The organism is Pseudomonas sp. B424 (genome assembly GCF_055408345.1).
In genome coordinates this window covers 1-26,276 of sequence record NZ_JBUZTL010000018.1, presented here as the reverse complement: position 1 = coordinate 26,276, position 26,276 = coordinate 1, and the positions used below count along the sequence as shown (strand labels likewise).

The window sequence follows — 26,276 nt, the reverse complement described above, 5'->3', positions numbered from 1 at the left end:
ATCATCCTCCGATCACAGTGTTTGCCTCTGCCACCAGCTCGCCCGAGGCGCTGAGCAGAACCAGAAATACCGCGCGGCCTTGCAGTTCTTCGTCCTCAACAACTACCGATGCGGTGCCGTTGTCTTTGAGCGGCTTCACGCACACGATCACGCTGGATGCTGGGTCTCCTGCCTGCGTCCGTATGTCCAGTGACAGATTCGCGTATTTACCGTCGACGCCAACCGTGCAGCGCAAGCCTTTCCATGCGATGTCGGTCACCTTGGCTAACTGCTTACCTGATGCGCCCCCAGCTAGGGTCACCACAAGATCCAAGGTGAGACATTCCTGAAGGCTCAGCCCGCCATGGTTGTAGTCCACCGATTTGCCGTAGCACCCCACGCCGTCGGCCAGAGCGAACTGCTGATGCGGGTTCCAGAACCAAGGGTACAAACGCTCACTGGTGGAAGCGCCTGGTTTGATCGAGGCGCAACGTCCCCATTTGTTGTCGGTGAGGTCCTTGGACATCTGAATCGTGGGTAACTTGCCCGGCATAAGCAGCCAGCCGTGATCGGTCACCACCCTAACGCTGCTCCAACCTGCAGCCAACAAGGCGGCGATACGTTCTGCAATCTCTACTAGAAGCGGGTCGATGTGCTTGGCCAGCTTCCAGCCGCGCGCATGTCCCTCGCTGTCGATGTCGCCAAATTCGCACCACGCGTTGCCTAGGCCGTCGCCGTTATCGGTACGATCCAGCACCCTCCAGTGGTTGTCGTTCAGCAGCTTTTTCAGGTGATAGCCCCCCTTAAGCGACTGGCCCGTGGCGGCGACACAAGGTTCAAAGTCATCGCAATCATCAGTGCCGCTAATCTTGCTTCTGACCGGGGAGACGGCAGCCTTTCCCGTAGCCGTTACGCTGGGTAGAGCCGTCCAGTTGATTGTCTCAGCTAACTGGTAGCCTCGCGCCTCCAAAGCTGCCGATAGCCGCCGAGCCGTATCAAAGCGCAGGCCATCAACAAAAAGCACGCATTGCCCGCCGACCTTATAGAAGGCAGGAGCTTCGGCGATACGTCCGCCTGGGTAGAACGCGCCATCCACCAGCTTTTGCAGGTAGCGCGCAGACTCCTCCAGCCAGGGTAGATAGATTACCCGCGTCGCTATCGTCACTGCGTCAACGTCAGACGCCTTATCAACGCAAGCCAGTGCCGACAGCACCGCATCGTCGGCTCGCCAGCCCTGGTTGGCGTACCCCGACTGCAAGTCTGCTATCGAGCCGGCAGCCAAGGCAGTCTTGGTCACATCCGCTACCACAGCCAAGTACTTGGCGGCCAACGCCAGAGGCGATTCACCCAACTCGGCCCAAACCAGCTCACGCCGAGGCGCATGGGTCTTTTCAAGCTCCAGAACCCGCTTTCTCGCCTCATGCGCAGGCAGGTGGTTCAAGGCCAGCAGATCCTGATGTAGCGACTTCTCCTGCTCCTCGTTCCATTGCGGCCAACCGCTCAGCTTCTCAGCTGGGATGTCGAAGATCCCCAGATCGGGCGGCTTGCACTGGCGGATTCGGCTCGGGATGTTGGAGTAGCGCTTTGGTGCTTCGCTGTACCGCTCCCACACCGAATGCCAAGGCCCCTCGCGCATCGCGAGCTTGCTGGCACCCGCCAGAACGCCATCGCCCTGAGGGTTGAACGCCAGCTGTGACTTGCAGACCTCAACGAAGGCCTTCCACTCGTTCGCGCCGCGCGTGGTTTGGAACGCGTCACCCTGGTCCAACCACTGCAGCAGGTCACGCACAGGGTCGCCGCCGGTCAGCAGGGTGTTGAAATAGTCCTTGTCCAGCCGCTTGTCCTTCAGAAGCTCAAACTCCTCATCCAGCAGGAGGTAGAGCGCCAGTTGTATGGCGTTCTTGGCTTCGTTGTCCTGGGCCACATCCAGTCCCATGCCGCCTTGGTCCGACTTCAGGAAGGCCATGACGGTCCAGTCCTTGGCGTTGGCCTGCGACCAAATTACACCTCGGTACTGCAATTCAGCCAAAGGCTTCAGCAGGTCAGGGCAATCTTCAATCGCTCGCAAGTCCTGGCGGCTCACTCCGGGCAGATAGAACACCGGCACCCGGTCAGCAGGCAGGGCAACATCCGGCGCTTTACCGGCGATCACGCAGCGCAGCCAGATGGCCGGGCCGACGCGGTTCTCTGGCAGGTAGTCGCCTAGGACCAGCAGTTCGCCCAGCTCGCTCTGCAGACGCGGAATCACCGCCTCCCACTGACGGTCCTTGTCGGGCCACAGGATGCACGACGGCGCAACCTGAACCTCAGGGTTGAATACAGCCGAGTCGCGAAGTGCCTTGGACAGGTAATCAATGACTTTCATGAGCTTTTCAGATCCCACTTGTCGGCCAACACGCAAAGCAAGTTTTCCTGTCGGCTCATCGCAACGCTCGCGGTCCACTCAGCCGTGTTCAACACTTGGGTCGTTAACACATAGGAAGAGACACCATGCTTCCCACCGAAGTAGGCGGACTTTTTCTTGTCGAAGTCAAAGTTCTGGGCTTGGGAGTTTCGCTTCTGGGTCAGCGGCACGAGGTTGGCGATGCGATGTACCCATTCATCGCGCACCTGAAGGTCAGGCCAAGTCTGAGCCCACTCACTTTTGGCATCGACGGTCTGCGGCAGCACATGCTCGATTGTCAAAACGCTCGGATCATAGGTTGCCGCGCCATCGGATAAGAACGAGTCCAGCCGCAAAATGAGATAGTTGCGTCGGCGGGCAGTCAGCCAGTAAATCTTGCCGTTGAGCACGGCAGACATTTCCGCCTTTTCGTCAGTCGTGAGCCCCACAGCTTCGACAGGTGACTGCAAAGAGTGCGCCTTCTGCAACCCGGCAACGACCATCGCATAGCGCTCAATACGTTCATTCACGTTCTTACCGCAGATGTGCATGAACGCCCCCAAACGCTCCAGCTTCGTGAAGAACCACAGCACGTACTCCGGCTCGTTCTTTTTCTGTGCCAGGAACAGGATCGCGGGGGGTAGCCAGTCCGAGTTATCGATCCGGTTGAGCCATTTCAGCAGACCATTGATATCCGACGCATTCGCAGTGGATATGTATTGAGCATTCTTGGCGACGAGATAGGCCTCGGCATAAGGCTCGATCACCTTGGAGACTAGGTCCTCCGGTGAGGCGACGGCGGCAAGGACATGCTCCTTGAACTCATCCAACAGTGCGCGCCTTGCCTTGACCCTGGCATAGATCATCCGAATGTGACCAAACAGCTCGGCGAAGCCGTTGCGCCCGGTTTGCACCTCCAACTCTTCCCACTTATCGGTAAACTCATCTTGCTTGGATTGAGTGATGCGTCCAATCACGTTCGACTTGATGATGTCGGTCGGCAGCAGGTCCAGCCCCCGGCTATTCAGCACCGAAAAGACCCGGAAAGCAGATTGCTGGCTTGGGGTAGAAACGGCGACCAAGAAACAACGCTGCACCAGGAAGGCACCGAACTCGCAGAGTTTGTCGGCATCAGCGCCGAAAGCTTTTTTGAGTCTGTCCAGCAGTAAACGCGCGTTGCCTTGAATATTCCGTTGCGATTCGTTATCGAGCTGCGCCGGATCGTGGCTCAGCAACTTATCGAGCTGCAGCGCCTGAACGTGGTCGGCAAAGAAGGCTAGATCACGTTCACGTAGCGCTAGCCGCGGTTTTGGCTTCAAACCTTGGGATGCACGACCGGGCTCACGGATGTAGTTTTCAAAATCAGCACGTAGCTCACCAGCAAATTGTGCGGTCAACGCCGACAGCAAAATGGTCAGCGTAGTTAAGCGCTGTTGACCGTCAATCACCTCAGCATAGGGTTTGCCTTCATCCTTGATCAGTACGATGCTGCCCAAAAAATAAGTGTCCTCCGGCTCCCGCAGGAAGAAATCATGAAGATCATCAAATAGCTCGGACGCTTGATCAACGGTCCAGGCATAGGGCCGCTGGTAGGACGGAATGGCGTAATCGAAATCCGAACTGAATATTTTCGCTAGTGGATATTCGGCGCCGTTGATCTTCTTGCTCACTTTCCGCTCCTTGCTTTTTGTTTTTCTTCCAGGCTCAGATGATGATCATTGATACGATCGCCCGCCTTGCCGTCGTACTGCAACCCGAGCTCGTACCAAGGCGCAGACGGCACATCGCTGCCACGGTCCTTTTCCCAATGCAGATTTTTTGGCTTTTCGCGCAACACTCCAGCGCCCTTTTTGCCAACATTAGGCACTGAAATGAATGGGCGGATGTTTAGGCGAACGCCATCGTTCAAATCGGGGTTCCAGCCGATGGGCTGCTCGTTGATCGGCTTCCAGCGCACGAAGATGTCGTAGGGTTCTTCGCCCGCAATGATCTGCTCCAGGCGTTTTTTAAGCACCTCAGCGGCGGCTAGCTTTTCCTGGGCACCATCAACGCCGCCGTCCACATCACGCTTTTGGCGGCGGATCCAGTCACCCAGATAGGTGTAGATCAAGGACTCCAGCGTCTTGTAATCAAGTTTGTGGTAGTTCACCAAGGCAGCGAAGCCGTCGTGCAGGCCATCCCAGATGTGCCATACGAAAGGCCGGTTGCCGAACAGCTTGCAGTGCTGGGTGAAGAACTTGTCGCGCAACCAGGTCTCCAGCGATTTTCCGGCGTGATCGGCTGCGGTCAGCAACTGCCCAAGGACGTCGTTGCTCCAGTCTGCCTCGTAGGCATCGGCAAGTAGATTCAGAAGTCGATCACTGGCAGATGATTCACCGCCTACTGGCGGAATGCAGACGATGCCGTCTTTGTCGGCATGGGATTCCAGCATCTTGCTGCGCGCAACCCAGGCACGCGCTTCGTCGGACAGTTCCATCTTGTCGTCGGACTCGGCTGGCCAGGTGTATCCAACCAAACGACTTACCGCAACTTGGAGTGGGTGGGGCGATGCCTCTGGGTGCCCGTGGAAAACCCATTGAGTTGGATCATTCGAATATGGTTTTGGAAGCCCCAGCGGAAAACTCTGGTCCGCAATCTGTTGCCATTGTGTTCTATCGAACGGAATCTTCAAAAGAGTCGCATTGGTAACGCTTCGCTTGCGATCCAGTTTACGGACATTCTCCAGGAAATAAGGTGATGCGCAGTAAGACCATAGAGACGCTAAATCAACTTCATTTTTCGGAAAAATAACACTTACACTCGCATCGAACTTCTCACCAAAATAGCGTGAAGGTTGCAAGCCTTGCTCATTAATAGCCACTCCTTTTCGACCCCAAGCAAGCTGACCAGACTCGTGCATATCGTGTAACTTGTGCCTGTTCTGAACAGCATATGTTTGCAGCGCACCACTGCCTTCCTCCCAAAAAATGATAGAGGACATTCCACCGAATTCGGAACTCTTGGAGTTAGGCTCCCGAAATAGTTCCCATGCGCCCGCTCTTTCAGGCACCTCCCAAAATCGAATAACGAATCGATCCTTGTCGCCAGTTCGTAGCCCCTGGTAACAGTTCGCGACCTCTTGAAGTAGTCCGCTCTGCACAACCGCCTGGATCGTAATGCGGTGATCTGGGTTCTTAAGCTGAACAACCGGGTCCAACCAAATTAGCTTTGTATTTTTCAAAGCCATGGCTTTGCTATCGACATCCTCTGATGCAGATACATCGCAAACAGGAAAGCTTCCTTTATTATTCGCTCTACTACGTATGGAGAACAGGATGGGTGATACATCTAATGGCGTTTGAAAGGCTGACCTTCCAAGCCAAGCAATCAGTCCCCATGAAGTGGTGGTCAGCAGTTCCTTTCGAAAATGGTTGTAGCTCTTTAGAAAAAGCCAGTTTTGCGGCATTACAATCTGGACAAGCCCTGATGAAGACTCCAGCGTCAACTCCAAACAGCGCTCTAAAAATACATTCGCTAGGTCGCCCTTTGCTTTTGGGTATTGGCGCTCGCAGTGATTCCGTAGAGCCTCAGACTGCTTACCTCTTGCGAGGTATGGGACGTTTGTAATTACGAGTTGATAGCGCATATCCAGCAATTTCGCTGCAGCCAGCAGCCCTTGCGCGCTTAGCGCCAACTCCCACCGCTCATCATCTTCATTCAACCTGTGGGCCGGACCTTCAGTAGCCAACGCTTTACGCAGCAAAGCCGTCAACATTTCGTAACCGGAAGTGGCCAGGTCATTCTTCAGGCTACGTGCCGGGTCCAGCAAACTTCCAAGCAATGGCGCCTCGGAAAAACTGGCGTGCAGCTGACGCAACTCTTGACGCATGTATTCGGCATTGGGGACATCGTCGGGCACCAGGGCTTCCCAATCCTGCGCCTTAGCCGCGACCTTCAGTCCGCAGCAAGCGATGTTGGGCACCGGAATTTCCCGCACGCCGAGCGGCTTGCCGGATGCATCCGGATAGCGCCAGGCCTCCAGTGCGACGGCGAACACGGCTATTTCTACGCAGCGCGGGTCAAGCTCAATACCATGAAGGTTTTCTTCCAGGACCCGGTTGATAGCTTCCTTGGCACTAAGCCCTCCCGCCGCGATGCGCATGGGCACCAGCATCAGGAAAGAGGCCACCAGGAAGTGGCCCGAGCCGCAACATGGGTCAAGCAATTTGAAGTCGGCTAGTGAGTCGGGCCAGCCCTCAAACTTACCTGCTGCTGGGGTGCCGTCCTCCAGAGTTCGGAAGTATTCGAGATTGACTGGGCAAGGCTTGCCCGGATGGCGTGTAGCCCACCAGGCGCCTAGTGAGTTGTGTAGTAAGAAGGCCACCATGTACGGCTCGGTGAAGAGCTGGGTGACTGCGGGCAACTCGTCGGCGCCGATCTTAACTTCCGACTTGTTGATGCGCTCCTTGTTGTCGGCCTGCCAGAACTGGTACACCCAGCCCAAGCTATCGCTGGCCTTGAACACCGCATCAGGCAGGTCCTTAAGCAGGCGTTCGAGCTCGCTCTGGTGCTCGGGCGCGAAGATCAACTCAAACACGGGTGAGCCGGGTTTGAACACCTGCGGCAACATGCGCGCGGCTAGTCTACCTGCCAGCTCCCAGCCGCTCTTGGTGCCTTCGTCGGGAGCCAGTTCGTCGCATTCTTCGATGGTGACGGCCACGCCGTCATACATCAGCAGGTTGTTGTCCGCCAGGAAGCGGGCGAACAGCATACGGTGCCAGTGCTCATAAGCAACCTCTTGCACCAGATGCTGTACCTCCTGCTTCCCGTAGGTCGGGTTGGAGCTTTTCGAGTCGCGTACATCACCGAGCTGCTTGCCGTGGGCGCGCAGGCGGTTGCGCAGCGCCTTCTCGACATCACTCAGAAAGGCTTCGGGCTTGTCATGGCCAACGCCCAATTGGTCCACGGCAGCGCGGGCGGCAGTCTCCGCCATCTTGCGGGCCGCTTTTACGGTTCGTTCCAGCGCGCTGCGCAGGTCTTTATCAAGTGCTTGCATCATGTTTGTTCAGGCCTCAGTGAAGGATAACAGGGCCTTTTTTCAGGGCCTGTTCGATGGTCTGTTTGGCGTCCTGTAGCCAGGCCTCGATGTCTTCGTCGGTCTTGATGGTGCGGTGGGGCAGCTTGACGAACTGCGCCTTGGGCTCCATCAGCTCGGCCGCCGCCACCAGCACGGCGTCGAACCGGGAGTCGATTGCGGCCACACGGTCGGTGAAGGACGCAAGCGACAAACGATCGACCGTGGCCAGCACTTCTTCCGTGTCGGCCACCTGTACTTTCGGTGCGTCGGACAGCGTCAACTTTTGGGTGGCAAGCAGGCTATTGCGCTGCTCGGGCTCCAGTTGCTGCCAGTTGGTGTCGCCCTCAAAGCGCGCCATACCCTTTTGGTGGCGAGCCTGATAATCCGCATGCAAGCGGTTCAGCTCTTCACGCAGCAGCTGCGTGAGACCGGCCACCAGCGGCGTGATCGGATCGGGCTCGTCCAGCAACTGACGATGCTGCTCCAGGTGTGTGACCTGTGCCACCAAGATTTCGGCATCTGGCAGCCCACTGGCCTGGACCAGCAGACGCTTGAGGGTGTTCCAGGTGGGCAGACGTTTGTCGATGCGCTCGGCCAGATCGTTCCAGGTGTCAATTGCGGCACTTAGCTCGTCGCGCTGGTTGTACAGCGCCAGCAACTGCTCGTTGCCTGCGGTGAGGCGGATCTCTTCCAGCCCAACGGTAGTAGGGCGTGCCGGGCGTGGGGCATCTCCCCCAGCGCGGTTGGCCAGCTCTTGCGCGCTAACCAGAAATTGCGGCACATAGACCAGCTCCTCGCCTTGCTTGGCAGTGAGGCTTACCTTCTGCAGCACCTTGCGAATCTGGATGCGCTGCGCCGCTGAAATGGTGGCGGACTCGACCTTGAACATGGTCTTGCCGATGACCTTGCGTTCCAGGTCCTTCGGGTCAATGGTTTGTCCTTTTTCGTCCTGGGCACGGATCAGCCCGGCCACCAACAGCACCTGCAAGCCGCCGTCCACCGCATCGCCCGGCCACCCGTGGTTGCCGCCTTCGAAGTTCTTGCGGATGTCGATCCCTTTCTTGCCGCCAGCAATGAAGGCCAGGATGGCTTTACAGACAGGGTTCTTGGCGGGTTCGCCATCGTCGCCCACGCTCTTGAGAGCATCCGGTGCGCCTTTTTGCGCCTTCTCGTAGACCTTCGACCAGCCAGCATGGTCAGCGATGTGAAATTGTGGGTACAGCCGTTGCAGCGCATTGGTCGCCGCTTCCAACGTCATGTCCTGCAGGTCGGTGCCCAGGATTTCGTTACCGCCGCCTTGGAAGACACGCGCACCAGTGAAGGCCTCTTGCAGCAGTTCGCGTATCTTGCCTTCAGCAGTCTGCTTGGTAGTCTCCATGGCCGATCGGGCCTCGGTGCCCTCGGCGGTGTTGGGTATGCCACGTTTTTCCAGCGTGGCGCTGGCAGCTTTGAAGTCGATCAGGTAGTGGCGCAGGTCGTCGGCCGATCGCTTGGGGATGAACACGAACACCGTCGGCGACTGGTTGCCCGCCTGTCGTGCATCGGCACGCACCGAGTTCTCGTCGATGCTCCAACCATCGCGAACCCAAACGCAGACCTTCTCGTTGGCATCATCTGGCAACTGCGCATCGAACACCGGGAAGATATCGCGCGAGACCTTAGACGTGCCTTGGGTGAGCGATAGCTTGCGCACCATCTCGCCGAAGCGGCGGCGGATGCGATCGTCACGCTCGGCGTCCACCCGGTGGGCCTCGTTGGCCAGGCTGTTACATTGGCTGAGGAATTCGTCGTTCCAAGCAGCACTTTCCTCAGTCTGGATGCGGTACTCGTCGCCAACCTTCATCAGAAGCTCGCACTTGTCGAGCAGGCTCGGGAGTTTGCTGCGCAGCGCGCTCGAGCCTTGGGTGAGATCTTCCACCATCAGATCGGCCAGGGTATCGACAGTGGCGTGAATGCCGATTTCGTTGTTGCTGCTAGCCAGCTTGTTGATCAGGAACACCAGGCCACACGCTCGGCCCATCAGCCGCTGGTCATCGGTGCCTTTGGCCCAGACCATGGTCTTCTCATGGACCTTGCGCGGCAGGATGCGGGACTGCTGCAGCTTGTCGGCGGCATCGAAGTAGAGGTAGTCCGCTGGCACCACGCTGCCGACCGGTGCGTCCACATTGGTCTGGATGACCCTGTGGATCATCGAGAGCTGGTTGCGCAACTGGCTGTCAGTGCCGGTCTGGTCGAGCACGCGCAAGGCGTTCTCCCAAAAGCGGCGACGCACTGGGAGAATGGGGTAATCCTGCGGGAAAAACTGGATGTCGTCCGGGTGATGACCGATGGTGGTGCCAGCCAAGTGGCGCGAGATCTCACCCAAGTTGGTTTGCATCACCTTTTCCACCGGAGCCTTGGCCTCGGGTTTCTTGGCCAAAATTACTTGGCGGATCACCGCATCCACGTCGGCATCCGACAATTCGACGCGAACAGTGAATCGGCCTTCGAGCTTTTTCAAGTTGGATGTGCCAGTGACGGCAGTCTGGCCGGTGCCAATGAAGAGCAGCTTGGCGCCGATGTTCTTGGAGCAGGCTTCGACGGTTTCTTGCACGTCGATAGAGCGCTGGCTGTCTTCGCCGATGTACTGCTGCACCTCGTCAATGACTACGAGGGTGAGCGGAAACTTGCCGTCGCGGGTGAGGGCCTGCTTGATGGCCTTGATCATGTCGCTGCTGGATACATCCTGCACATAAGGGTACAAGTTGTTCAGTGTCTCGACGCAGGATGCCGCCGACGTGAAGAGGTTGGGCTTGGCTTTAACCAAAGCCGCGTGCAGACCCTCCGCCACGTAGAAGTTGTCCAACTCTTCTTCCCAGTCATGCCCCCCCTGCTCGACATAGCCACGCACCGTGTCGTAAATGTTCTCATGTTTGAGCCACATGACGAATCGTGCCACTGGGTACTGCTCTGGCAGTCCGACCGAATTGAAGAGAATGCCGAGCAGCGCCATTCGAGCTGACTTGTCACGCGATTTGGAACCAAGCGTGCCTGACGCTGCGTGAAGACCACCGTGTCGCTTGGCCTGGGTGCTTAGTTCCTTGAGCTGATCGCTCACGCTTTGCGGCAGCGACGCGAGGCCGCGCGCAGTGGCTCCGTCGTCGAACTGGCTGTCCACCCAAAGTGCGCGCAGCATCTTAACCAAGTGCGACTTACCCGAGCCATAAAAGCCGCTAACCCACACGGCAGGCTGTTGCGCCTGCTCGATGTTCTTGAGATAGGTTTCTAATATGTGGACTAAGCCCTTCTCGTACTGCCCATCGCAAACAAAGGTATCCAATTCGTACCGCAGCACGGAAAGTGCTTCATTGGTTTTTTCGTCATTGACGCTAGCTACACCCTCGTTAACCAACTTACGGGTCGACGGATCTTTTTGGTAGATGTCGCGATTGAGCATGAGCTTCCCCTTAATCAGAATTCTTTGTCTGCGGTGATCGGCACGGCTAGGTAGTTCCAGCCGTCGTACCCATCCAGCAAGCGGTAATTGTTGTCTTCGTAGCTGCCAGGGAAGAACACCAGTAGGCGGCCCTTCACCTTCGGGGCAAGCTTGTCCACGACCTCTTTGACCTTCAGGAAGCCGAACAGAGATCCAACGCCCTGGAGCGCCACGACAAAGTCCTTGCTAACGTTCTTATGCTGCAGGAAGGCCTCGAACTCGGTTTCGATATGGCTGAGGTACTTGGGCAGCAGCGTGGACAGCAGGTTGGGCTTTTGGAAGTAACTCTTGGCGTAACGCTGGGACGCCATCCAGTTGGGGAACGAGTCCGTCAGGTCGAACAAGGCCCAGTCATGTCCCGCTGCACGGGTGGCAATCTCAAACTCGTCGACTTTGGCGCGCAGGCGCAGCTCTTCCGTCTCTTGGTAGACGCAGAAGATGACGCGCTGAGCGGCGGCCGCGTCATCGCGCCATGGCACAGCCACATACCTGCTATAGGACTGAGTCAATCGCTTAATTCTGCTCACGTAGCCACTCCATTTCCTGCGCAGTAATCAGGTTCGGGAAAAGCACCTCGACCACCTGGCCGACGCGTTTGAGCGAGATCCAGCCCCGGCGCGAGGCGTCCTCCGCCAACTCGATCGTCTTTTCGAAGGAACAGTCGAGCATCCGGGTGAAGTCGCTCTTGAACAGCGACTCGCCCCGCAGACCGCTTACGTAGCCCAGAAGCAGTGCCAAGGACACCGTGCCTGGTGTCGATACCGCGCAGGTGCGCACTTTGCGGACGCGACCAGCCAGGTGGCCCGATTGGGTCCAGGAGGAGTTGATGTTCTGCGCGGTGGACTTTAGCGTGGCCTTGCTGAATCGCTCCGGTTCTTGAGCGTCGATGAACTCTTCCATCGCCTCACGGGCAACGGTGGCCCCTTCTTGAAAACCGAGGACAAAGGGGGCGGTGGCTCGAAGAATGGGATCGCGCGAGTAAGCGCACAGCGCAGCCAACAGTGGCTGCCCATCCACATCGCGCAGCCAGAAGAAACGCAGAGCGCGGAACACCAGCAAGCCTGGGTCCAGCGCGTAGAGATCGGCCAGGTGCCGGAAAGTCAGCGTCCGCGTTTTTCCTGAACGCTTGCCGAGGCAATTGGCAGTCTGGATTGCTTCGAGATACTCGGCCTTAACGGCGTCGGCCTTGTCCACATAGGACAACAAGGCGCGCAGTTCGACCAGCATCATCGTCCGGGCGGTGTGAACCCCGCCGCGTTCGAAACTGAACCCAAGGCGCTGCAACTTATTCTGCTTGTACTCTACTTTCACTTTAAGGTCAGTCCTGCAGTTCAGCCGGCATCGGCGCCGATTCGTTGTTAGTCGGAGGGCAGTAGCCAGGCGCCAACACAGCATTCTTGACGCCATAAAGCGCCAAGTGATCTTTCAGCCATAGCCTGAATTCGGGACCGTTAAGACTGTGGTCAGATGAGCAGTCCACACTCCACTGCCGCAGAATGTATCCAGCTGTAGCAGCCCGTAATTTCACACGTAGAGATCCGCGAACCATTCCATAGTCCATCTCTGTGATCTCAGGGCGGGGCTGATCGGGGTGGGGCACCATCTCAAGCTCGACAATCCGGGTCCATTGAATATCCTGGTCGCTACGCTCATGGGGCTGCACTTCGCCCCCCCTCATTAAGGTCGGGTGTTTGATCCGGGTAATGACGAAGTCCCGGAATTCCCGAGACTTTCGATCAAATGCGCGGACATGCCAACGCAGGCCGTTATCGATCAACGCAAACGGGACGATCTCACGTTTGGTGCGGCCACTGGAGATCGAGTGGTACTCGATGCAAAGCGGAGATTCGTGGTGGATCGCTCGGGTCACACTCGCTAGGACATCTAGATCCGGATGAGTGAGCCGTGACGGGCTTTCGCTGGCAACCCATGCCTTGAGTAGCATCGGTTCGCCATCGCCGAAGCCTTGGGTCAGCCATGACAGCACGCGCTCGGAGGGAAAATCGAAGACGCGCTGAAAGTCCGGCCCAAGGATGTAGGACTTGCCTTTGGGGTCGTAGTCAATGTTGCCGGGGGCCAACTCCTTATACAACGCCAGGTCCCTTGACGCAGCGGCTGACTGAATGCCAAACCGAATTACTAGATCCTGGCGGCGTATCTCCCCGATGAACCGCACGCGCAGCTCCACAAATGCGAGCCGGTCGCGTTGTGGCTGGGTGAGATTTTCAAGCCGTTCGTTGGACATCGTAGCTGGCTCACTTAGTTTATCGACTGCTTTTGCACATCATACTGAATAGCATACCAAGACTATTTTAACCGGCTAGCAGCACATTATAAATCTGTAGTTATAATCATTTTGATGAGTATTTTCGCAGTGAAAGCCCCCCCCGCTCTGAGTTTTAGCGAGAAGTCGAAGGATAGGTGCACTCGCGCAGTGCAAGAGGAAAGTTCGAAACACGCCCATTGAGCCGTGAGAATTGGATCAAATCATGATCGCAGCCGCATGCTTGCCGCTGCGCAACGATCCAGTAAAAAGCCAGATCTTGCGACCAAGTGCCCACGGCCAAACGTGCTGCTCTGGCTGGCTATTAGCCAAGCTACCCCTTACTGGCATCAAAGCTTCGCTGGCGATCCCCATACGATTTCGTAGCAGACTTGCACAGGTAGCTGGCGCGGTAGAACAGATCCGGCAGCACGTCCTCATCGCCTGCACGCACATACCTATCTACTCGGTATTCCGCATTACGGGGGATCTCAACCAGCCCATCAACTTGATTGTCAGCCAGGCCCAAGGCACTGGCCCATGCTTCTTGCATGCGGCTGATCATATTGTCAGCTTCAGATCGCAGCCGTCCAACCGTGTAGTAGGCATCTCGATTGAGCACGATCAGCAAGTGGTAGTGTGGTCGCCCTCCCCATCCAACTTCTCTGGCCCAAACGTAGCGAACCTTGCAGTCATGAGCGCATGGATTCCGTTCACAGGCCTTGTCACGGTTGCGCTTGATCTTCGCCTTGAAGGACTCAATGAAGTCGCTGATGACTTTGTTCCTGTATGCATGGTCAGGTAGATCGATGCCGACTGGCAGACGGAGATCCACTCTGTAGGCCAATATCCTGGAGTATTGCTCAAGTGCCAGATCTATGGTGTGCTTCAAGCGGGACAGGTATTGCCGGACGAAGGGGCCTTTCTCAACCATCACTGGCAGGCCTTCAAAGGTGTCGTCGTGGTGCAGGTGGAGGTTGGTGTTCTCGGGATGACGAAGCATGGTTACTACTCACTGGGCTTAGGTTCATAACCAGTGCCCAGTGTGTATTTTTTTATTAGCAACCTTGTAGGACATAACCTACTGGCTTTGGGAGCCAGTAGCTGCCATGCATAACGGTACCAACCCTGCGGGTAGTGAGGACTACTAAAGCATAATACCCACACCGAGAAAGCCCTCTCCAGAAAACCGAGGGAACTGAGACCCGACTGCTCCCGCCACGCTTACATATTTGCTCCGCTATCACTCCGGTAAAAAACTATGCCCTGATCCGGTTTGAAGCCCAGTAGGCTGAGGCAATGGAAGCAACATTGCCTGGTATATGTGGAGAGTTTCCAGGCAATCCCAGAAAGCGCCTGGCAAGGTCCAGCCGGCATAACCCCCATGACCGACTGCAAACCGATCATGGGAGTTATGACTCGCTACTAGATGCCCTTACCTCAGACGCCCTCCTAGGTAAGGTCGCGCTCCTCGATCCTTGCCAGGATCCAATCTTGCACCTCGCTTTCAACCCAGCCAACGCAGCGGTCACCCAGTGGGACCGACTTCGGGAAGCTGCCCTCCCCGATGTACTTGTAAATGGTCGACCGTGCCAGACCGGTCGAGTCGATGACTTCTTTCAGACGGATGATCCTCATGAACGGGCTCCTGTAATACGCTCAGAGGATTCGCAACGTCTGTAAAAAATTACTCACCACGCCTACTGCGTAACGTTGACCGCCCAGGGCTTCGCAGAGAATTTCACCAGAACGGCATAGCCCGTACCGCTCAGTTGATGACTTATTAGCCTAAAACTCGGCTGACGCCACTTAACCCAGGAGGATCAACTGCTGCAAGCGGAGACGCCAGAGTGGGGAGCTTCGCCAATACCTTACCCAAGATGTCCGACGACGAATCAATTCGACCTTGCAGAGAGTATTAATTACCTTTGCACGCGCCCGACTTCGGCCACCACCTTTCCCACGCTCCAAAGACTCGAAGCAGTCTCGGCCAGTCGTTCGAAACAACCGCGCACGCTGTGCACCCGCGTTTTGCCGAAATTGACGTGCGCAACCTATAAGCATCAGCAGCATGTGCTGACAACCTCGCAGCCACTCGACATCAGCACCCACCAGGCTCCGTTTTACTAATGGACGTTTAACGCCATATGCACCACCAACTCCAGGAACGCGACAAAAACGTCACTGACGCCATGACTGCCTTGAACGTCCGGATCGATTCACACGGTAAAAAAATACTAGACACTGCTAAAAAGCCAACCACTTATGGCTACAAAGCCCGTATTTACTGGCCACTATGATAAGAATTATTCTAGAATATTCATATAATAAACATATAATCTCAATTGATCCTATATAGAAACAATGTAGAACACTAATAGAATGCATATAGAATCTCATTAAAACCAGACCAAATTAATAGTATTAATATTCTAGAATCGATAGAGCGTGACTATGAGCGAGACTTTTATCGTTGACGATAGCGGGCTTGACGAGCTGAGCCAGCTACTCAATGAACCACGACAAAACACTCGTCATGACATCTGGCTATGGCTGTACCTAAACCAACACAAGCGGGCTAGGTTTGACGCTAGTACATGTAATGGCTCGACTATGCGGGACGAGATCGCAAGATTCCTGAAACGCAAGACCGAAAACCTTAAAGACATAGCCTCTCAAAAGGACCGATTCCTGGTCCCGCATGACTATCTCAAGTGGATTGAGGGAGATGAGCGGCAGCATCGATGGCTACTTCGCAGGATTGAAGAGCTCACTGAGTTGAGACCTACTCAGGGACTGCCTAGCGGACTGGTAAGACTCAATGGCAGGAATCATCTCATCGCCATCCTTGATCTCTGGGATGTGGATATCGCAAAGAAAGCAGACGAAATCGAACGCCTTCACAATCGTTGGCTTAGACACAAGGCTGGGGACAGAGCTTTTGAGTGGTTCGAAGACAAAAAGGATGGCCTCAAACGCTGCAAATGCGCTTGGGAGTGGCTAGAGAAGCACCATGTATCCATATTTAAAAACCAGCTCCCTATCAACAATTACAAAGAGCTGCTCCTGTACTTTGATGAAGCAGAGCTCGGCCGCAATGAGATGAAAGCCATCATCCAGACGATCAAAAAACGATGGAACCGTAAGCAGTTCGACGAACGCACAGCAGACAAGAAGCAGATTAATGTCATGCTATCGAAAACCGCGATCGAGCTACTCGATACGCTGGCAAAAAAGCACGAGCTGAAACGAGCTCAAGTCTTGGAGCTTCTGATAACGATGGAGTCTGAGGATGGCGTGTACTTCACAAGCAGACTGAAAGGTGGCTAGGAAAACTACCTTAGGTGACGGAGCCAGCCGGACACCCTCCTTTCCTCTGCACCGCCAGCCCAAAGCCTTGGTATTCCAAATGGTATTCCAAAGAATCTTTTAACCGATATTTTTCATTTAAAATCAATTTCTTATATATTCTGTTCAGATTACCCCGGCTCCACCAAATAGCTGTCCAGACCTGTCTCAGACAGTCTGAGCAACACCTCAAGAAGCCCGCCTAGTGCGGGCTTTCTTGTTTCTGGCTATCCGCCAGGCGCAAACGCCAAGGTCCCTTGATCAACCCCACGGCAAGCGCCGACAGGATCAACACCATCGAAACCCCCTCGCTGTAACCCACCCTGTGCCCCAGCATCAGCATCGAACCTGCGATCCCGAATACCGGTATCAGCAATGAGAGCGGTGCCACCGTGGACACCGGGTACTCGCGCAGCAATAAATTCCAACCCCAATAACAGAAGTGCGTTGCCGCGTAGACCTGAAACAACAGCGAGAACACCGCCACCCACTCGAACTGAGTGGCTAAAGCGGCAAAGGGCGCAGGCCCATGCGCCAGCCATGTGAGCGCCAGCAACGGGATCGGCGGAAATACGCTCGCCCAGACCACGAAGGCAAACATTTCCCGGACCTTGGACTGCTTGATGATGACGTTGCCCACGCTCCAGCTAAAGGCACTGACCAGCAACAAGCCATAACCCAGGGTCGTCCCGTGACCGGGGCTGGCGAGGATGATGCTGAGCAGCCCCAACACGGCGAGTCCCATCCCCAGCATCTGCCCCGAGCTCAGGTGTTCGCGAAACAGCAACACCCCCCAGCCCATGGTGAAAAAAGCACTGAACTGGATCAACAACGCGGCAGTGCCGGGCGGTACGCCCCATTCGATGCCCAGGTTGATCAGCGCCCACATCGCCACACCAAAAATTAATCCATACGCCGCCAGCCACTTGATGGCGATCGGTGGGCGTTTGACAAAAAAAACCCACGGTAACGCCGCCAGGGTGAATCGAAGTGCCGTCAGCAACAGCGGATCAATAGCCGCCAGGCCCAGTTTGGTAACGGGGAAATTAAAGCCCCAGATCGCCGTCACCAGTACGGCCAGGGTCAGGTGTTTCTTTTGCATGGTGTTCGAATTCCGATAGGCAGGACTGCCGGCTGTATGCGCCAGCCAAGGCCTCACTATGAACAATTGCAGCTGCGGCCCGCTTGCACTATGAGGTCATAAATCATTAAATTCGGGCCATGCGCGAAACTGAAATCGACACCTGCGAAAACACGCCCCGCGACGCGGTGGTCACAGCCAATAATTATCAGGACGGGCAGCACTTTGCGCTGCATACCCATCAGCGCGGGCAATTTGCCTATGCCGCCTGCGGGGTGATCACGGTGTTCACCAGTCAGGGGAACTGGGTGGTGCCCCCTCAACGAGCTATCTGGGTACCGGCGGGCGTCCCCCACGAGATGTGCATGGCCGGGCCGGTGACCATGCTCAACACTTACATCCGCAGCCCCGCCACTGCCCGGCTTGGGCTACCGGCACACTGCCAGGTTTTCGGCGTATCCCCCCTGCTTCGCCAGCTGCTGATCCAGGCCACGGATATTGCGCCGCTGTATGACGAAGCCCGGCGGGAGGGGCTGGTGATGAATCTGCTACTCCACGAGATAGCCGCGATGCCGGCCCTGTCCCTCAATGCGCCACTTCCCGATGAGCCAAGGCTGGCATTGGCCTGCCGTAACCTGTTGGCGCAACCGTCACTGGAAATCGGGATTGATGAGATGACCCGTCAGGTCGGCATGAGCCGTCGCACGTTCACTCGGCTGTTTCGCCAGCAGACCGGCATCAGCTTTGTCGAATGGCGCCAGCAAGCATGCCTGTTGGCAGCAGTCGTGCGTCTGGGTAACGGAGAGGCTATTACACGTGTCGCGACTGATCTGGGCTATAGCAGCCCGAGTGCCTTCACCAGTGTTTTTCGCCGGGTGCTGGGCGAGGTGCCCAGTCGGTATTTCCCAAAGGAGCGGCTTTAAAGCCCTGCCGCGTCCATGTCGATCTGAGGTCGCGGTGCAGGTCATCGCAGGGAGAAGGGAGAATCAAGGAGCCCGGCAAACCGGGCTCCTTGTTTCAGGTGAGACGATCAGTTCGTCTCGAGGGTATAGCTCTTGCTGACAAACAGGCCTGAAAACAGGGATTTGTCCTCTTTGAAGGTGTAGCTCTCTTCAAACTTGCCATCGTCGACCAGCTTCGCGGCGATCGCACACTCCGAATCACTGTGCTTTTTGGCCTTGGCACCGAAGTCGTTCTGGAACATTGAAAGGCCCGTCTGCGCGCAGTAGCCCTCGAAGTCCTGACGCTTGGTGGCAGCCTTGTACGCCTTGAAGCCATCTTCCAGCGGATCAAACCCTTTGTAGGTCAGCGAGTAGTTGGCCACCTTGGCTTTACGGGCAAAGTTGGCCGCCGCATCGGAGAGTACCGATTGCCCCATGGAGGTGTTGTAGGCCCCCATGATGAAGCCGCTGTATGCGCCTTTCAGCAGTTCCTGGACGTCATCGAGCTCCGGGATCGAGGCGAACTCGGCCTGGCGGGTAATACGGCCCGTCTCGCTGCCGTCGTTGCGGTGAACCACGACAAACTTCATCGAGCCTTCGCCATCGTCGGAGCGCTTGAGGGTGAAGTCCAGATCAACCTTGGTGCCGATATCCCCCGTCGCAGTGCTCAGGAAAGCCCCGGCGAACGGCAGGCGGGCAACCGTGTTGCTGCCCCACGAATAGCTGGAGTTAACCACACGCCCGTTGGCTTCCACCTCGGCGCGGGGCTGGATCTCATCGGCGACATCCGAGACCAGTACCACGTCAGAACCTTTGTGGGAGATGTAGGGGTTGGCCATGTCCAGGCCCTTGAGCTGGACCCGGATTTCGCCATCCTTGCTATCGCCGGAGCGGCTGATTTTCAGGGAGTCGGCCTTGAGGTACACCCCGCCTGCACGACCACCACCGGTGGTGGCGTCCAGCAAGTAACGCGACCAGGCCGCCAGGCCGGTTTCGTTGGCTGCACCGTTGGCGCCCGCCAGCAATGTCAGCATGCCTTTGAGGAAAGTTTCAGTACCGTTGGTTTGCGCGGCAACCAGTCGAATCTCAGGATCGGTCACCGTGAGGTTGCCGGAGAAGACGGAATAGGAAACATCCCCTTCGTTCAACACGTCTGCCAGAAAGAACTGCTCTTTCAAGTCATCGTAATAACCCTGGGTTTTCTTCTTGCCGGCGCTCGACATCATCGAAACCGTCACACCCAATACGACTACAACAGCGGCCGCGGCGGCGATGATGATTTGCTTCTTGTTCATCGTTTTCATAGTGGCGGGGCCTTACTCAATTTGGGCAGATGCTTGCTGCCAGGCAGTCACATACTGCTGGGACACTTCAGGGGTCCAGCTGAAGTCGATACCGGCGTTCGGAAACTCCTTGGCCAGTACCACACCGAAAGACACCCGGTCTGCGCAGTGATCCTGCTGGCAGGCTTCAGGCGTACCCGCCGAATACACGCGGAATGTCGGGATAGCGCGGCCATCCACCAGCGGCACGTACGGCGTCATGTTCGCGGCATACAGCACATACCACTGCTCTTGCAGGTCGGTATCGGCCTGCACCCGGCCTTTGCGCGGGAAGTCGATTTCGTAGAAGTCACCGCGTTTGCCCGTGACGTGAATCATCATCGGTTCCGCAGATTTTGAGCTCGACGGGTTAAGCATGGCCATCGGCGTCGGGAACGCTACCTTGATCCCTGCCATCTGGGCCAGGGCTTCAGTTTCGCGACCTTCAAATTCCTTCATGCCGGCTTTCAACTGCTCGTAGCGGTTGAGAATGCGGGCGTGCAATTGCGCCAGTTGCTCTTGCTGACGGCGGGCTTCGCGCACACGGATCTCTTCACGGCGTTTGGTGTAGTTGTTGCCTTCACGCACATCGAAGTAAAACTCGCCGCGGTTTTCACCCATGCGGGTGCGAACGATCTTCAAGTCATCGCTGGAGGAGTAACCCTCCGGGTACAGGGTGTCCAGGTTCTTGGCGATAAACAGGTTCTGTACCCCGACGGTCGAAGGCGAGGTGGCCTTGATCAACTGGTAGACCTCAACCACGGCCTGCTTGTACTCGACCGGGTCCAGTGCAAACCCGTCGTTCGTTGTGACCGCCACGTAATACGGGTTGCCGCTGAATGGCGTGAGCACGCGGTATTTGGAGCGCTGGAATGCCAGGTAGACCTTCATGCCACGGGCCGGGATTTCACCCACTTCGAACAAGGCCTGATCAGCATTGGGGCTGAGGTAGGACAGTGCCTTGCCTTTGACCGCCGATGCAGCCGATTGACTGAACATCAGCCCGCTTGGGTGGACGTATGTGCGGTTCCATGAGTCGCCGCGGTAGGTGTTGGGGATCGACCAGCGCAACTTGTCGAACTCGCCTTCGGCATAGCCGGACACGGCACACGGCATGGCCGGGGAGGACGCGAACGCAATGCTCGGGTCGCTGGAATCCATCGCCGATTTGCTGAGCAGCCACTTGCAGCCCGCACCGTCGGTGACGGAAATCAGGTTCTTGTTGCCCACTGCCAGCGAGCGGCCAAAGTCAGCGGTAGGTGCCGCAGCAATTGCAGCCTGAGGCGCTGGCGGGGCGACCGGGATTACCGCAATTGCGGCAGGGGCGGCAGGGGCGGCAACTACGGCGGGCGCGGGTGCTGCAACCGGAGCCACAACCACGGCCGGCGCGGGTGCCACAGCCGGAGTAGCGACTTCAGCAACCACAGGCGCTGCAACCGGGGCCACGACTACGGCAGGCGCGGGCGCCACAACCGGAGCCACGACCACGGCAGGCGCGGGCGCCACAACCGGGACCACTACTACGTCAGCCACTGGCGCCACAACCGGAGCCACGACCACGGCCGGGGCAGGTGCAACAACCGGAGCTACAACCACGGCAGGCGCGGCCGCCACAACCGGAGCGGCTGCAACTGGGGCCACAACCGGCGCTTGAGCAGGCGCGGCTGCGGCTGCGGTCAATGTCGCGAGCCCCAGGTGTGTCGCATTGCCGGTGCCGGTGGCGTAGACATTGCCCGTTGCATCGACGGCTTTCCAGCTGACGCTGGCGCGCGGGCATTCTTGCTCGAGGATAAAGGGCAGTTTGCTCAGCAGCACGTTCAACGGCTTCTGATCATCCCAGGCCGGGCGTTGCATGGTGATGGCGATCTCCGGTTTGCACCAGGTGTTCGCCTCCCCTTCAACCACTACGTGGATCTGTTCAGACTTGGAGTAGGCTAATTCATGTGAGTAAGCTTGAGGCGCAAGGCCCCAAGCACTCACCACTGCGAGGGCAAGTGCATGGTTCTTCATGGGGTTCCTTAGATGAGTTCCCAGGTGCCGTTGGCTTGCTTGCAGAAGGTGCTGTTTTCCTGCTCGCTGTCGCCGTCTGCCGCTTTGAGGCTTACGGTCACGGGGCGGCACGAGGTTTGTGCCACAACCTGCTGGGTTGGCAGCGACGGGATCGAGTCCAGGTCAAACGCACGGGTTTCCTTGTCGGCCGAGACATTCATCTCGTCGAGGTTGGCAGCCGGCTTGATGTTTTTGGCCATGGCCACAGACTTTGGCTCGACCAGGCCTTTGTGCACATAACCCACGGTCACACCCTTGCGGCCCACCAGGATCCAGTCGCCGGTAGAACCCACTGCGGTGAACTCCGTGCCTGGCTGCAAACCGCCGACCTTGCCCGCATTTTTGTTGGGCGCCGAGCGGACGTTGGAGCTGCTCTTGGTCATGTACGGCTCGTTGATAAGCTTCATCGACGGCACCGCAGCAATCTTGGGAGCACGTTTGACTTCAACGGTTTTGGTGTCGGTGAACTCTTTGCCCTGGACGATCTCGGCAGTCGCGCCCGAGTGCGCGGAGGTCCACTTCACAGGCTGCCCCGAGGCCGTGGCTGGCTGGTTCAGCACGTCTTGAGTGCGCTGTGCCAGAGCCTGACGGTCTTGATCATCAAGCTTTGCGCCAATCTTGTTGCCGATGTAGCCGCCGAGGGTACTGGTCAGCAACACGGCGATGATTTTGCCATTGCCCTTGCCCATAAAGGATCCGGCCACTGCGCCCGCGACAGCGCCGATGGCGGTACCGGCCTGCTGCTTGTTGATACCCATCTGGGCACAGCCCGAACTGGCCGCAATCGCGACCGCAAGGATTGAAACGATGAATTTGTTACGCACGGTGAATCTCCCTTTTATGTTTCTTCACTCCGCTCTCAGCAGAGGCTTTGTCAGGTTGTAAAGCATGGCCTGCGAGGTCATTGCCCAGTTGAACACCGAGGCCACGACCATCGGTTGCCGGCCCAGGCTTCTGAATGCATCGCGGTACCCGGCCGAATCGACAATGCCGTTGCTCAAGGCCAAAGGCACAATGACGATCAAGGCAATGGCGGCCGGGCGCACGAAACGAATGCGTCCGGGCAAACGGCTCAGGGCTTCAATGCCGGAAATGATCAACACCACCAGGCTGATGGCGCCGAAGAACAACCCGCTCAACAGTGAAAACGGGATGAACCACATGTTCTTCACCACATTCAGCCCTTCCAGACCCTTGATGTCCGTGTGGGCCACATCGAACGCCATGTTCTCGGCAATCGCGGGCAGATAGCTCTGGAATTGTTGGCGCGTCGCCAGCAGGTTCATCCCTTTCACGTAAAAGGGTCCCAGGGTGCTTTTGGCCATGTGGCGGATTTCGTCTGAATTCATCAGCGCGTCGCGGCTTCTTACCCCCGGGCTGATCGATCTGGCGTATTCATCGATCGTGGGCTGATAGCCCAGGTCGCGATCCCCTCGCGGCCACGGGATGGGTTTGTGCTCATGCCCCGCAATCCCTGCTGCACGAAACCCTTCAAGCTTGGTGTACTCGCGGATGATGTCGTCAACATCGGGCACGACGGTTTCATTGAGCCGCTCGTACAGGGCGTCGCCGTTGCGGGCGGTATAGCCGCGGAACACGGCAGCAGCAAAACCCTGAAAGTTCTTGTCGATACGGTTGACGTACGAACCCTGGACGCTCATCAACACCCCGAGGTTGGCGATAAAGGCCTTGCCCTCTCCTTGATCCTTGTAGGCCTTGTACGGCAGCCCGGGGATATTCAGCGAGTCATACAACAGCCCTTTTTTGGTCACGTAGGCGTACAGGCTGCTGACCCGCAGAGAGCCCGGGAACTGTTCGGCAATCCAGTCGGGCGCAGCGCCTTGAAACCACCAGGTGGCCGGCGTAACGATCAGGGTCGAGGCGACAAGCGAGATCCACAGCACCTTGCCCCGGGCCCGATAACGCCAGTAGCACAGACGCCAGACCAGCATGCACATACTGGTCGAAGCCAGGACCTGGCTATAGGTCTCAAGGTCTTCGAGTTTTTTGAGGGGGATATCGGCCCCTGCCATGTTCAAGAGTTCCGCGTTGAACAGAAGGCAGCAGATCAGATAAATCGCGTTCAAAGCATCAAGTGCGACGAGCATCCAACTGTTCCTTGTCAGAATTCGGGCCGTGCGCAGTAGATGGTGAGGTGCGCGCAAAGCGGCTGGCATTTTGCCAGCTAAGCTCTGGCCATACCACCCAAAATCGTGCCGTCATTCAAGAACACATGTTGCTGTATCGCTGCATATTCAAGGCCTGCGCCCGCAAGGCGTGCTTGCGGGCGCAAGACCTGCAGGTTCAACCGAGGGGTTTGCGCCCAAAAAACGGGTGACTCGGGTCGTTGTAACCCGGTGTCGACGAATGCCCGGTCACCACCAGCTCATTCACAAGCGCCTCATCCTGCTCGGTGAAGCGGTAGTTCAGCGCTGGCACGTAGTCTTCCCACTGCTGTTCGGTACGCGGCCCCGCAATCGCCGAAGAAATCAGGGCGTTGTTCAGCACCCAGGCCAGGGCGAACTGCCCGGCACTGATGCCACGCTGTTCGGCGTGCTCACGGATGCGCTGGGCGAGGCTGAGGGATTCCGGGCGCCATTCCGTCTGCTGCAGGCGCAGGTCGTTGCGCCCGGCGCGGGTGTCCTGGCCCGGGGGCTGGTTCGGATCGTATTTACCCGTGAGCACGCCACGGGCCAGCGGGCTGTAGGAGATCACGCCAATGCCGTAATGCTCGGCAGCCGGCAAGTGTTCGACCTCGATCTGACGGTTGGCCAGGTTGTACAGGGGCTGGCTCACGCTGGGCCGCTGGATGCCCAGCAGGTCGGCGGTGCGGCTGAACTCGGCGAGTTTCCAGCCGCGATGGTTGGATAGCCCGTAACCGCGGATCTTGCCTGCGCGGATCAGGTCGTCAAGGGCGCGCAGGGTCTGGTCCACTGGCGTGTCGTGGTCTTCGCGGTGCAGGTAGAAGAGGTCGATGTAGTCAGTGTTCAGGCGCTTGAGGCTGGCCTCGACCGACGCAATGATGTTCTGGCGCGAAGCACCGCTGTTGTTCGGGCCACTGCCACCGGGCTCGGGATAGCCGAACTTGGTAGCCAGTACCCAGTGCTGACGGCGTTCGCCGATCAAGCGGCCGACCACTTCTTCCGAAGCACCGGCGTTATAGACGTTGGCGGTGTCGATGGAGTTGATGCCCTGCTCGAACGCACGGTCGGTGATCCGCCGGGCGACGTCGTCCGGGGTTTGCCCGCCGAACATCATGGTCCCCAGAGTAATGGGCGAAACCTTCACGCCGTTACGTCCCAGGTTGCGGTACTGGATGTCGCTCATGATGACTCCCTGCGTTGTGACCTGAAATCGAGTGGCGCCAACCTTAGTCAGCGGGGTTGGGGTGGTCAACGCCCAACGGGGTATAACTATAGAGCCGTTTGATCAGCTTGCTGCTTATTCAATATTGGTATTTAAAGTTCCTAAATAATTATTTATAGATCTAAGCAACCCTCGGTAATCTCATGGGTTTCGGATTGCATGAAGTAGCGCCCATGAACATTCCAACCGGCTTTCTCGACAGCAGCGGCAGCATTCCTTTCAGCCTGCCAGAGCGCGATCAACGGGGCGACGACCCCACGGCCAGGCGGATCAGCCAGAACCTGCGGCGCTTGCGTGACAAGGGTCAGGTGTCTCTGGATGTGCTGGCCCATTCCAGTGGCGTGCGGCGGGCGCTGATCGTGCAGATAGAAGCGGGCCGCAGCATTCCTTCGATCAAAGTGCTGTGCAAGATTGCAGGTGCTCTAAAGGTCTCGATCGCCGAATTCCTCTCCCCCTTCGAACCCCATGGAGCCCTGTTGCTGCCTGCGCAAGACGGTACCCTGCAGGTCAACGCTGCCGGCACTGTTACTCGCCGCGCCTTGTGCCCGGCACAGGCAGAGCCGCTGGTTGGGTTTTACGAGCTGCGTCTGGCCCCCCTGGCAGAAGAACACGTGCCGGGCCACGAGCACTGCGTACAGAAAAATCTGGTGGTCGCGCAGGGCAGCCTGGAGCTGAGCATTGAGGATGAACACTTTGTGCTGCATACCGGCGATTCGATCCTGTTCCGCGCCGAGCACCCCCACACCTACCGCAACCTGCTGGACAGCGAGACCGTCGCGTATCTGGCCCAGCCATCGTGGCGCTGAATGGTTACTGTGGGAGCCAGCTCCCACAAAAACTGCACCTGCGCACGCTCAATAAAAAACCAGCGCGACGTAGACTTATGGTATTTCGCTGCTCTGGTGGGAGCGAGCCTGAACTGGTCCAGTAATTTCGGACATTCTTTTCGGTTCTCACGCCGCCATCTTTTCCGCTGCTACTGGAGAGTGGTATCCGTTGTAGCTGTGGCGCCT

At 57.3% G+C, this 26,276-nt stretch carries 18 protein-coding genes; 3 read left to right on the top strand and 15 right to left on the bottom strand.

Annotation, left to right across the window (positions count from 1 at the left end):
- Position 1 precedes the first annotated feature (1 nt).
- From pglZ to ACZRMS_RS18745, 9 genes are all read right to left on the bottom strand, one after another.
- The gene (gene pglZ / locus ACZRMS_RS18785; protein ID WP_463996527.1) at positions 2 to 2,344 is read right to left on the bottom strand and encodes a BREX-1 system phosphatase PglZ type B; all 2,343 of its coding nucleotides are present in this window, start codon (positions 2,342 to 2,344) and stop codon (positions 2 to 4) included.
- The gene (locus ACZRMS_RS18780; RefSeq protein WP_463996526.1) at positions 2,341 to 4,032 is read right to left on the bottom strand and encodes a DUF262 domain-containing protein; all 1,692 of its coding nucleotides are present in this window, start codon (positions 4,030 to 4,032) and stop codon (positions 2,341 to 2,343) included. The genes pglZ and ACZRMS_RS18780 overlap by 4 nt, the downstream gene beginning before the upstream one ends.
- Positions 4,029 to 7,400, bottom strand: coding sequence for an Eco57I restriction-modification methylase domain-containing protein (locus ACZRMS_RS18775; protein ID WP_463996525.1), 3,372 nt, complete (start codon positions 7,398 to 7,400; stop codon positions 4,029 to 4,031). Before ACZRMS_RS18775 ends, ACZRMS_RS18780 begins: the two co-directional genes overlap by 4 nt.
- 13 nt (positions 7,401 to 7,413) lie before the next feature.
- Positions 7,414 to 10,854 carry a BREX system P-loop protein BrxC gene (gene brxC / locus ACZRMS_RS18770; RefSeq protein ID WP_463996524.1) on the bottom strand — a complete coding sequence of 1,147 codons (3,441 nt, stop codon included), beginning with the start codon at positions 10,852 to 10,854 and terminating at the stop codon, positions 7,414 to 7,416.
- Positions 10,855 to 10,868: 14 nt separating this feature from the next.
- Entirely contained in the window at positions 10,869 to 11,402 is a 534-nt protein-coding gene (locus ACZRMS_RS18765; RefSeq protein ID WP_463996523.1) for a BREX protein BrxB domain-containing protein, read from the bottom strand.
- A 4-nt stretch (positions 11,403 to 11,406) separates the two neighbouring features.
- The gene (locus tag ACZRMS_RS18760) at positions 11,407 to 12,204 is read right to left on the bottom strand and encodes a hypothetical protein (protein ID WP_463996522.1); all 798 of its coding nucleotides are present in this window, start codon (positions 12,202 to 12,204) and stop codon (positions 11,407 to 11,409) included.
- Between the two features lie 7 nt (positions 12,205 to 12,211).
- Positions 12,212 to 13,138 carry a WYL domain-containing protein gene (locus ACZRMS_RS18755; RefSeq protein WP_305504421.1) on the bottom strand — a complete coding sequence of 309 codons (927 nt, stop codon included), beginning with the start codon at positions 13,136 to 13,138 and terminating at the stop codon, positions 12,212 to 12,214.
- 352 nt (positions 13,139 to 13,490) lie between these two features.
- A complete protein-coding gene (locus ACZRMS_RS18750) occupies positions 13,491 to 14,159 on the bottom strand; it encodes an inovirus Gp2 family protein (protein ID WP_463996521.1) in 669 nt (222 codons plus the stop codon).
- Between the two features lie 449 nt (positions 14,160 to 14,608).
- Complete coding sequence (locus tag ACZRMS_RS18745) at positions 14,609 to 14,794, bottom strand: helix-turn-helix transcriptional regulator (protein WP_463996520.1); 186 nt, start codon at positions 14,792 to 14,794, stop codon at positions 14,609 to 14,611.
- 816 nt (positions 14,795 to 15,610) lie between these two features.
- Between ACZRMS_RS18745 and ACZRMS_RS18740 the strand changes: the two genes are divergently transcribed.
- Positions 15,611 to 16,486, top strand: coding sequence for a hypothetical protein (locus ACZRMS_RS18740; protein ID WP_463996519.1), 876 nt, complete (start codon positions 15,611 to 15,613; stop codon positions 16,484 to 16,486).
- A gap of 220 nt (positions 16,487 to 16,706) precedes the next feature.
- On the opposite strand, the gene ACZRMS_RS18735 is transcribed toward ACZRMS_RS18740, so the two are convergent.
- A complete protein-coding gene (locus ACZRMS_RS18735; protein WP_463996518.1) occupies positions 16,707 to 17,606 on the bottom strand; it encodes an EamA family transporter in 900 nt (299 codons plus the stop codon).
- Between the two features lie 119 nt (positions 17,607 to 17,725).
- Between ACZRMS_RS18735 and ACZRMS_RS18730 the strand changes: the two genes are divergently transcribed.
- A complete protein-coding gene (locus ACZRMS_RS18730) occupies positions 17,726 to 18,508 on the top strand; it encodes an AraC family transcriptional regulator (protein WP_463996517.1) in 783 nt (260 codons plus the stop codon).
- A gap of 107 nt (positions 18,509 to 18,615) precedes the next feature.
- Here the strand turns inward: ACZRMS_RS18730 and ACZRMS_RS18725 are convergent, their stop codons facing one another.
- The 5 genes from ACZRMS_RS18725 to ACZRMS_RS18705 all read right to left on the bottom strand — a co-directional run bounded on the left by ACZRMS_RS18725 (position 18,616) and on the right by ACZRMS_RS18705 (position 25,224).
- On the bottom strand, positions 18,616 to 19,830 hold the full coding sequence (locus ACZRMS_RS18725; protein ID WP_463996516.1) for a hypothetical protein: 1,215 nt from the start codon (positions 19,828 to 19,830) through the stop codon (positions 18,616 to 18,618).
- A 12-nt stretch (positions 19,831 to 19,842) separates the two neighbouring features.
- On the bottom strand, positions 19,843 to 21,858 hold the full coding sequence (locus ACZRMS_RS18720; RefSeq protein WP_463996515.1) for a hypothetical protein: 2,016 nt from the start codon (positions 21,856 to 21,858) through the stop codon (positions 19,843 to 19,845).
- An 8-nt stretch (positions 21,859 to 21,866) separates the two neighbouring features.
- Positions 21,867 to 22,721 carry an SH3 domain-containing protein gene (locus ACZRMS_RS18715; protein WP_463996514.1) on the bottom strand — a complete coding sequence of 285 codons (855 nt, stop codon included), beginning with the start codon at positions 22,719 to 22,721 and terminating at the stop codon, positions 21,867 to 21,869.
- 24 nt (positions 22,722 to 22,745) lie between these two features.
- Positions 22,746 to 24,005: a hypothetical protein gene (locus ACZRMS_RS18710; RefSeq protein WP_463996513.1), complete on the bottom strand. Its 1,260-nt coding sequence runs from the start codon at positions 24,003 to 24,005 to the stop codon at positions 22,746 to 22,748.
- Between the two features lie 196 nt (positions 24,006 to 24,201).
- The gene (locus ACZRMS_RS18705) at positions 24,202 to 25,224 is read right to left on the bottom strand and encodes an aldo/keto reductase (RefSeq protein ID WP_463996512.1); all 1,023 of its coding nucleotides are present in this window, start codon (positions 25,222 to 25,224) and stop codon (positions 24,202 to 24,204) included.
- Positions 25,225 to 25,436: 212 nt separating this feature from the next.
- On the opposite strand from ACZRMS_RS18705, the gene ACZRMS_RS18700 reads away from it, so the two are divergent.
- Positions 25,437 to 26,069 carry a helix-turn-helix domain-containing protein gene (locus tag ACZRMS_RS18700; protein WP_463996511.1) on the top strand — a complete coding sequence of 211 codons (633 nt, stop codon included), beginning with the start codon at positions 25,437 to 25,439 and terminating at the stop codon, positions 26,067 to 26,069.
- Positions 26,070 to 26,276: the final 207 nt, after the last annotated feature.

Bases quoted from the DNA above. Each gene is read 5' to 3' on its own strand.
- pglZ (WP_463996527.1), bottom strand. From the start codon at position 2,344: ATGAAAGTCATTGATTACCTGTCCAAGGCACTTCGCGACTCGGCTGTA.
- ACZRMS_RS18775 (WP_463996525.1), bottom strand. From the start codon at position 7,400: ATGATGCAAGCACTTGATAAAGACCTGCGCAGCGCGCTGGAACGAACC.
- brxC (WP_463996524.1), bottom strand. From the start codon at position 10,854: ATGCTCAATCGCGACATCTACCAAAAAGATCCGTCGACCCGTAAGTTG.
- ACZRMS_RS18755 (WP_305504421.1), bottom strand. From the start codon at position 13,138: ATGTCCAACGAACGGCTTGAAAATCTCACCCAGCCACAACGCGACCGG.
- ACZRMS_RS18750 (WP_463996521.1), bottom strand. From the start codon at position 14,159: ATGCTTCGTCATCCCGAGAACACCAACCTCCACCTGCACCACGACGAC.
- ACZRMS_RS18745 (WP_463996520.1), bottom strand. From the start codon at position 14,794: ATGAGGATCATCCGTCTGAAAGAAGTCATCGACTCGACCGGTCTGGCA.
- ACZRMS_RS18740 (WP_463996519.1), top strand. From the start codon at position 15,611: ATGAGCGAGACTTTTATCGTTGACGATAGCGGGCTTGACGAGCTGAGC.
- ACZRMS_RS18735 (WP_463996518.1), bottom strand. From the start codon at position 17,606: ATGCAAAAGAAACACCTGACCCTGGCCGTACTGGTGACGGCGATCTGG.
- ACZRMS_RS18730 (WP_463996517.1), top strand. From the start codon at position 17,726: ATGCGCGAAACTGAAATCGACACCTGCGAAAACACGCCCCGCGACGCG.
- ACZRMS_RS18725 (WP_463996516.1), bottom strand. From the start codon at position 19,830: ATGAAAACGATGAACAAGAAGCAAATCATCATCGCCGCCGCGGCCGCT.
- ACZRMS_RS18720 (WP_463996515.1), bottom strand. From the start codon at position 21,858: ATGAAGAACCATGCACTTGCCCTCGCAGTGGTGAGTGCTTGGGGCCTT.
- ACZRMS_RS18710 (WP_463996513.1), bottom strand. From the start codon at position 24,005: ATGCTCGTCGCACTTGATGCTTTGAACGCGATTTATCTGATCTGCTGC.
- ACZRMS_RS18705 (WP_463996512.1), bottom strand. From the start codon at position 25,224: ATGAGCGACATCCAGTACCGCAACCTGGGACGTAACGGCGTGAAGGTT.
- ACZRMS_RS18700 (WP_463996511.1), top strand. From the start codon at position 25,437: ATGAACATTCCAACCGGCTTTCTCGACAGCAGCGGCAGCATTCCTTTC.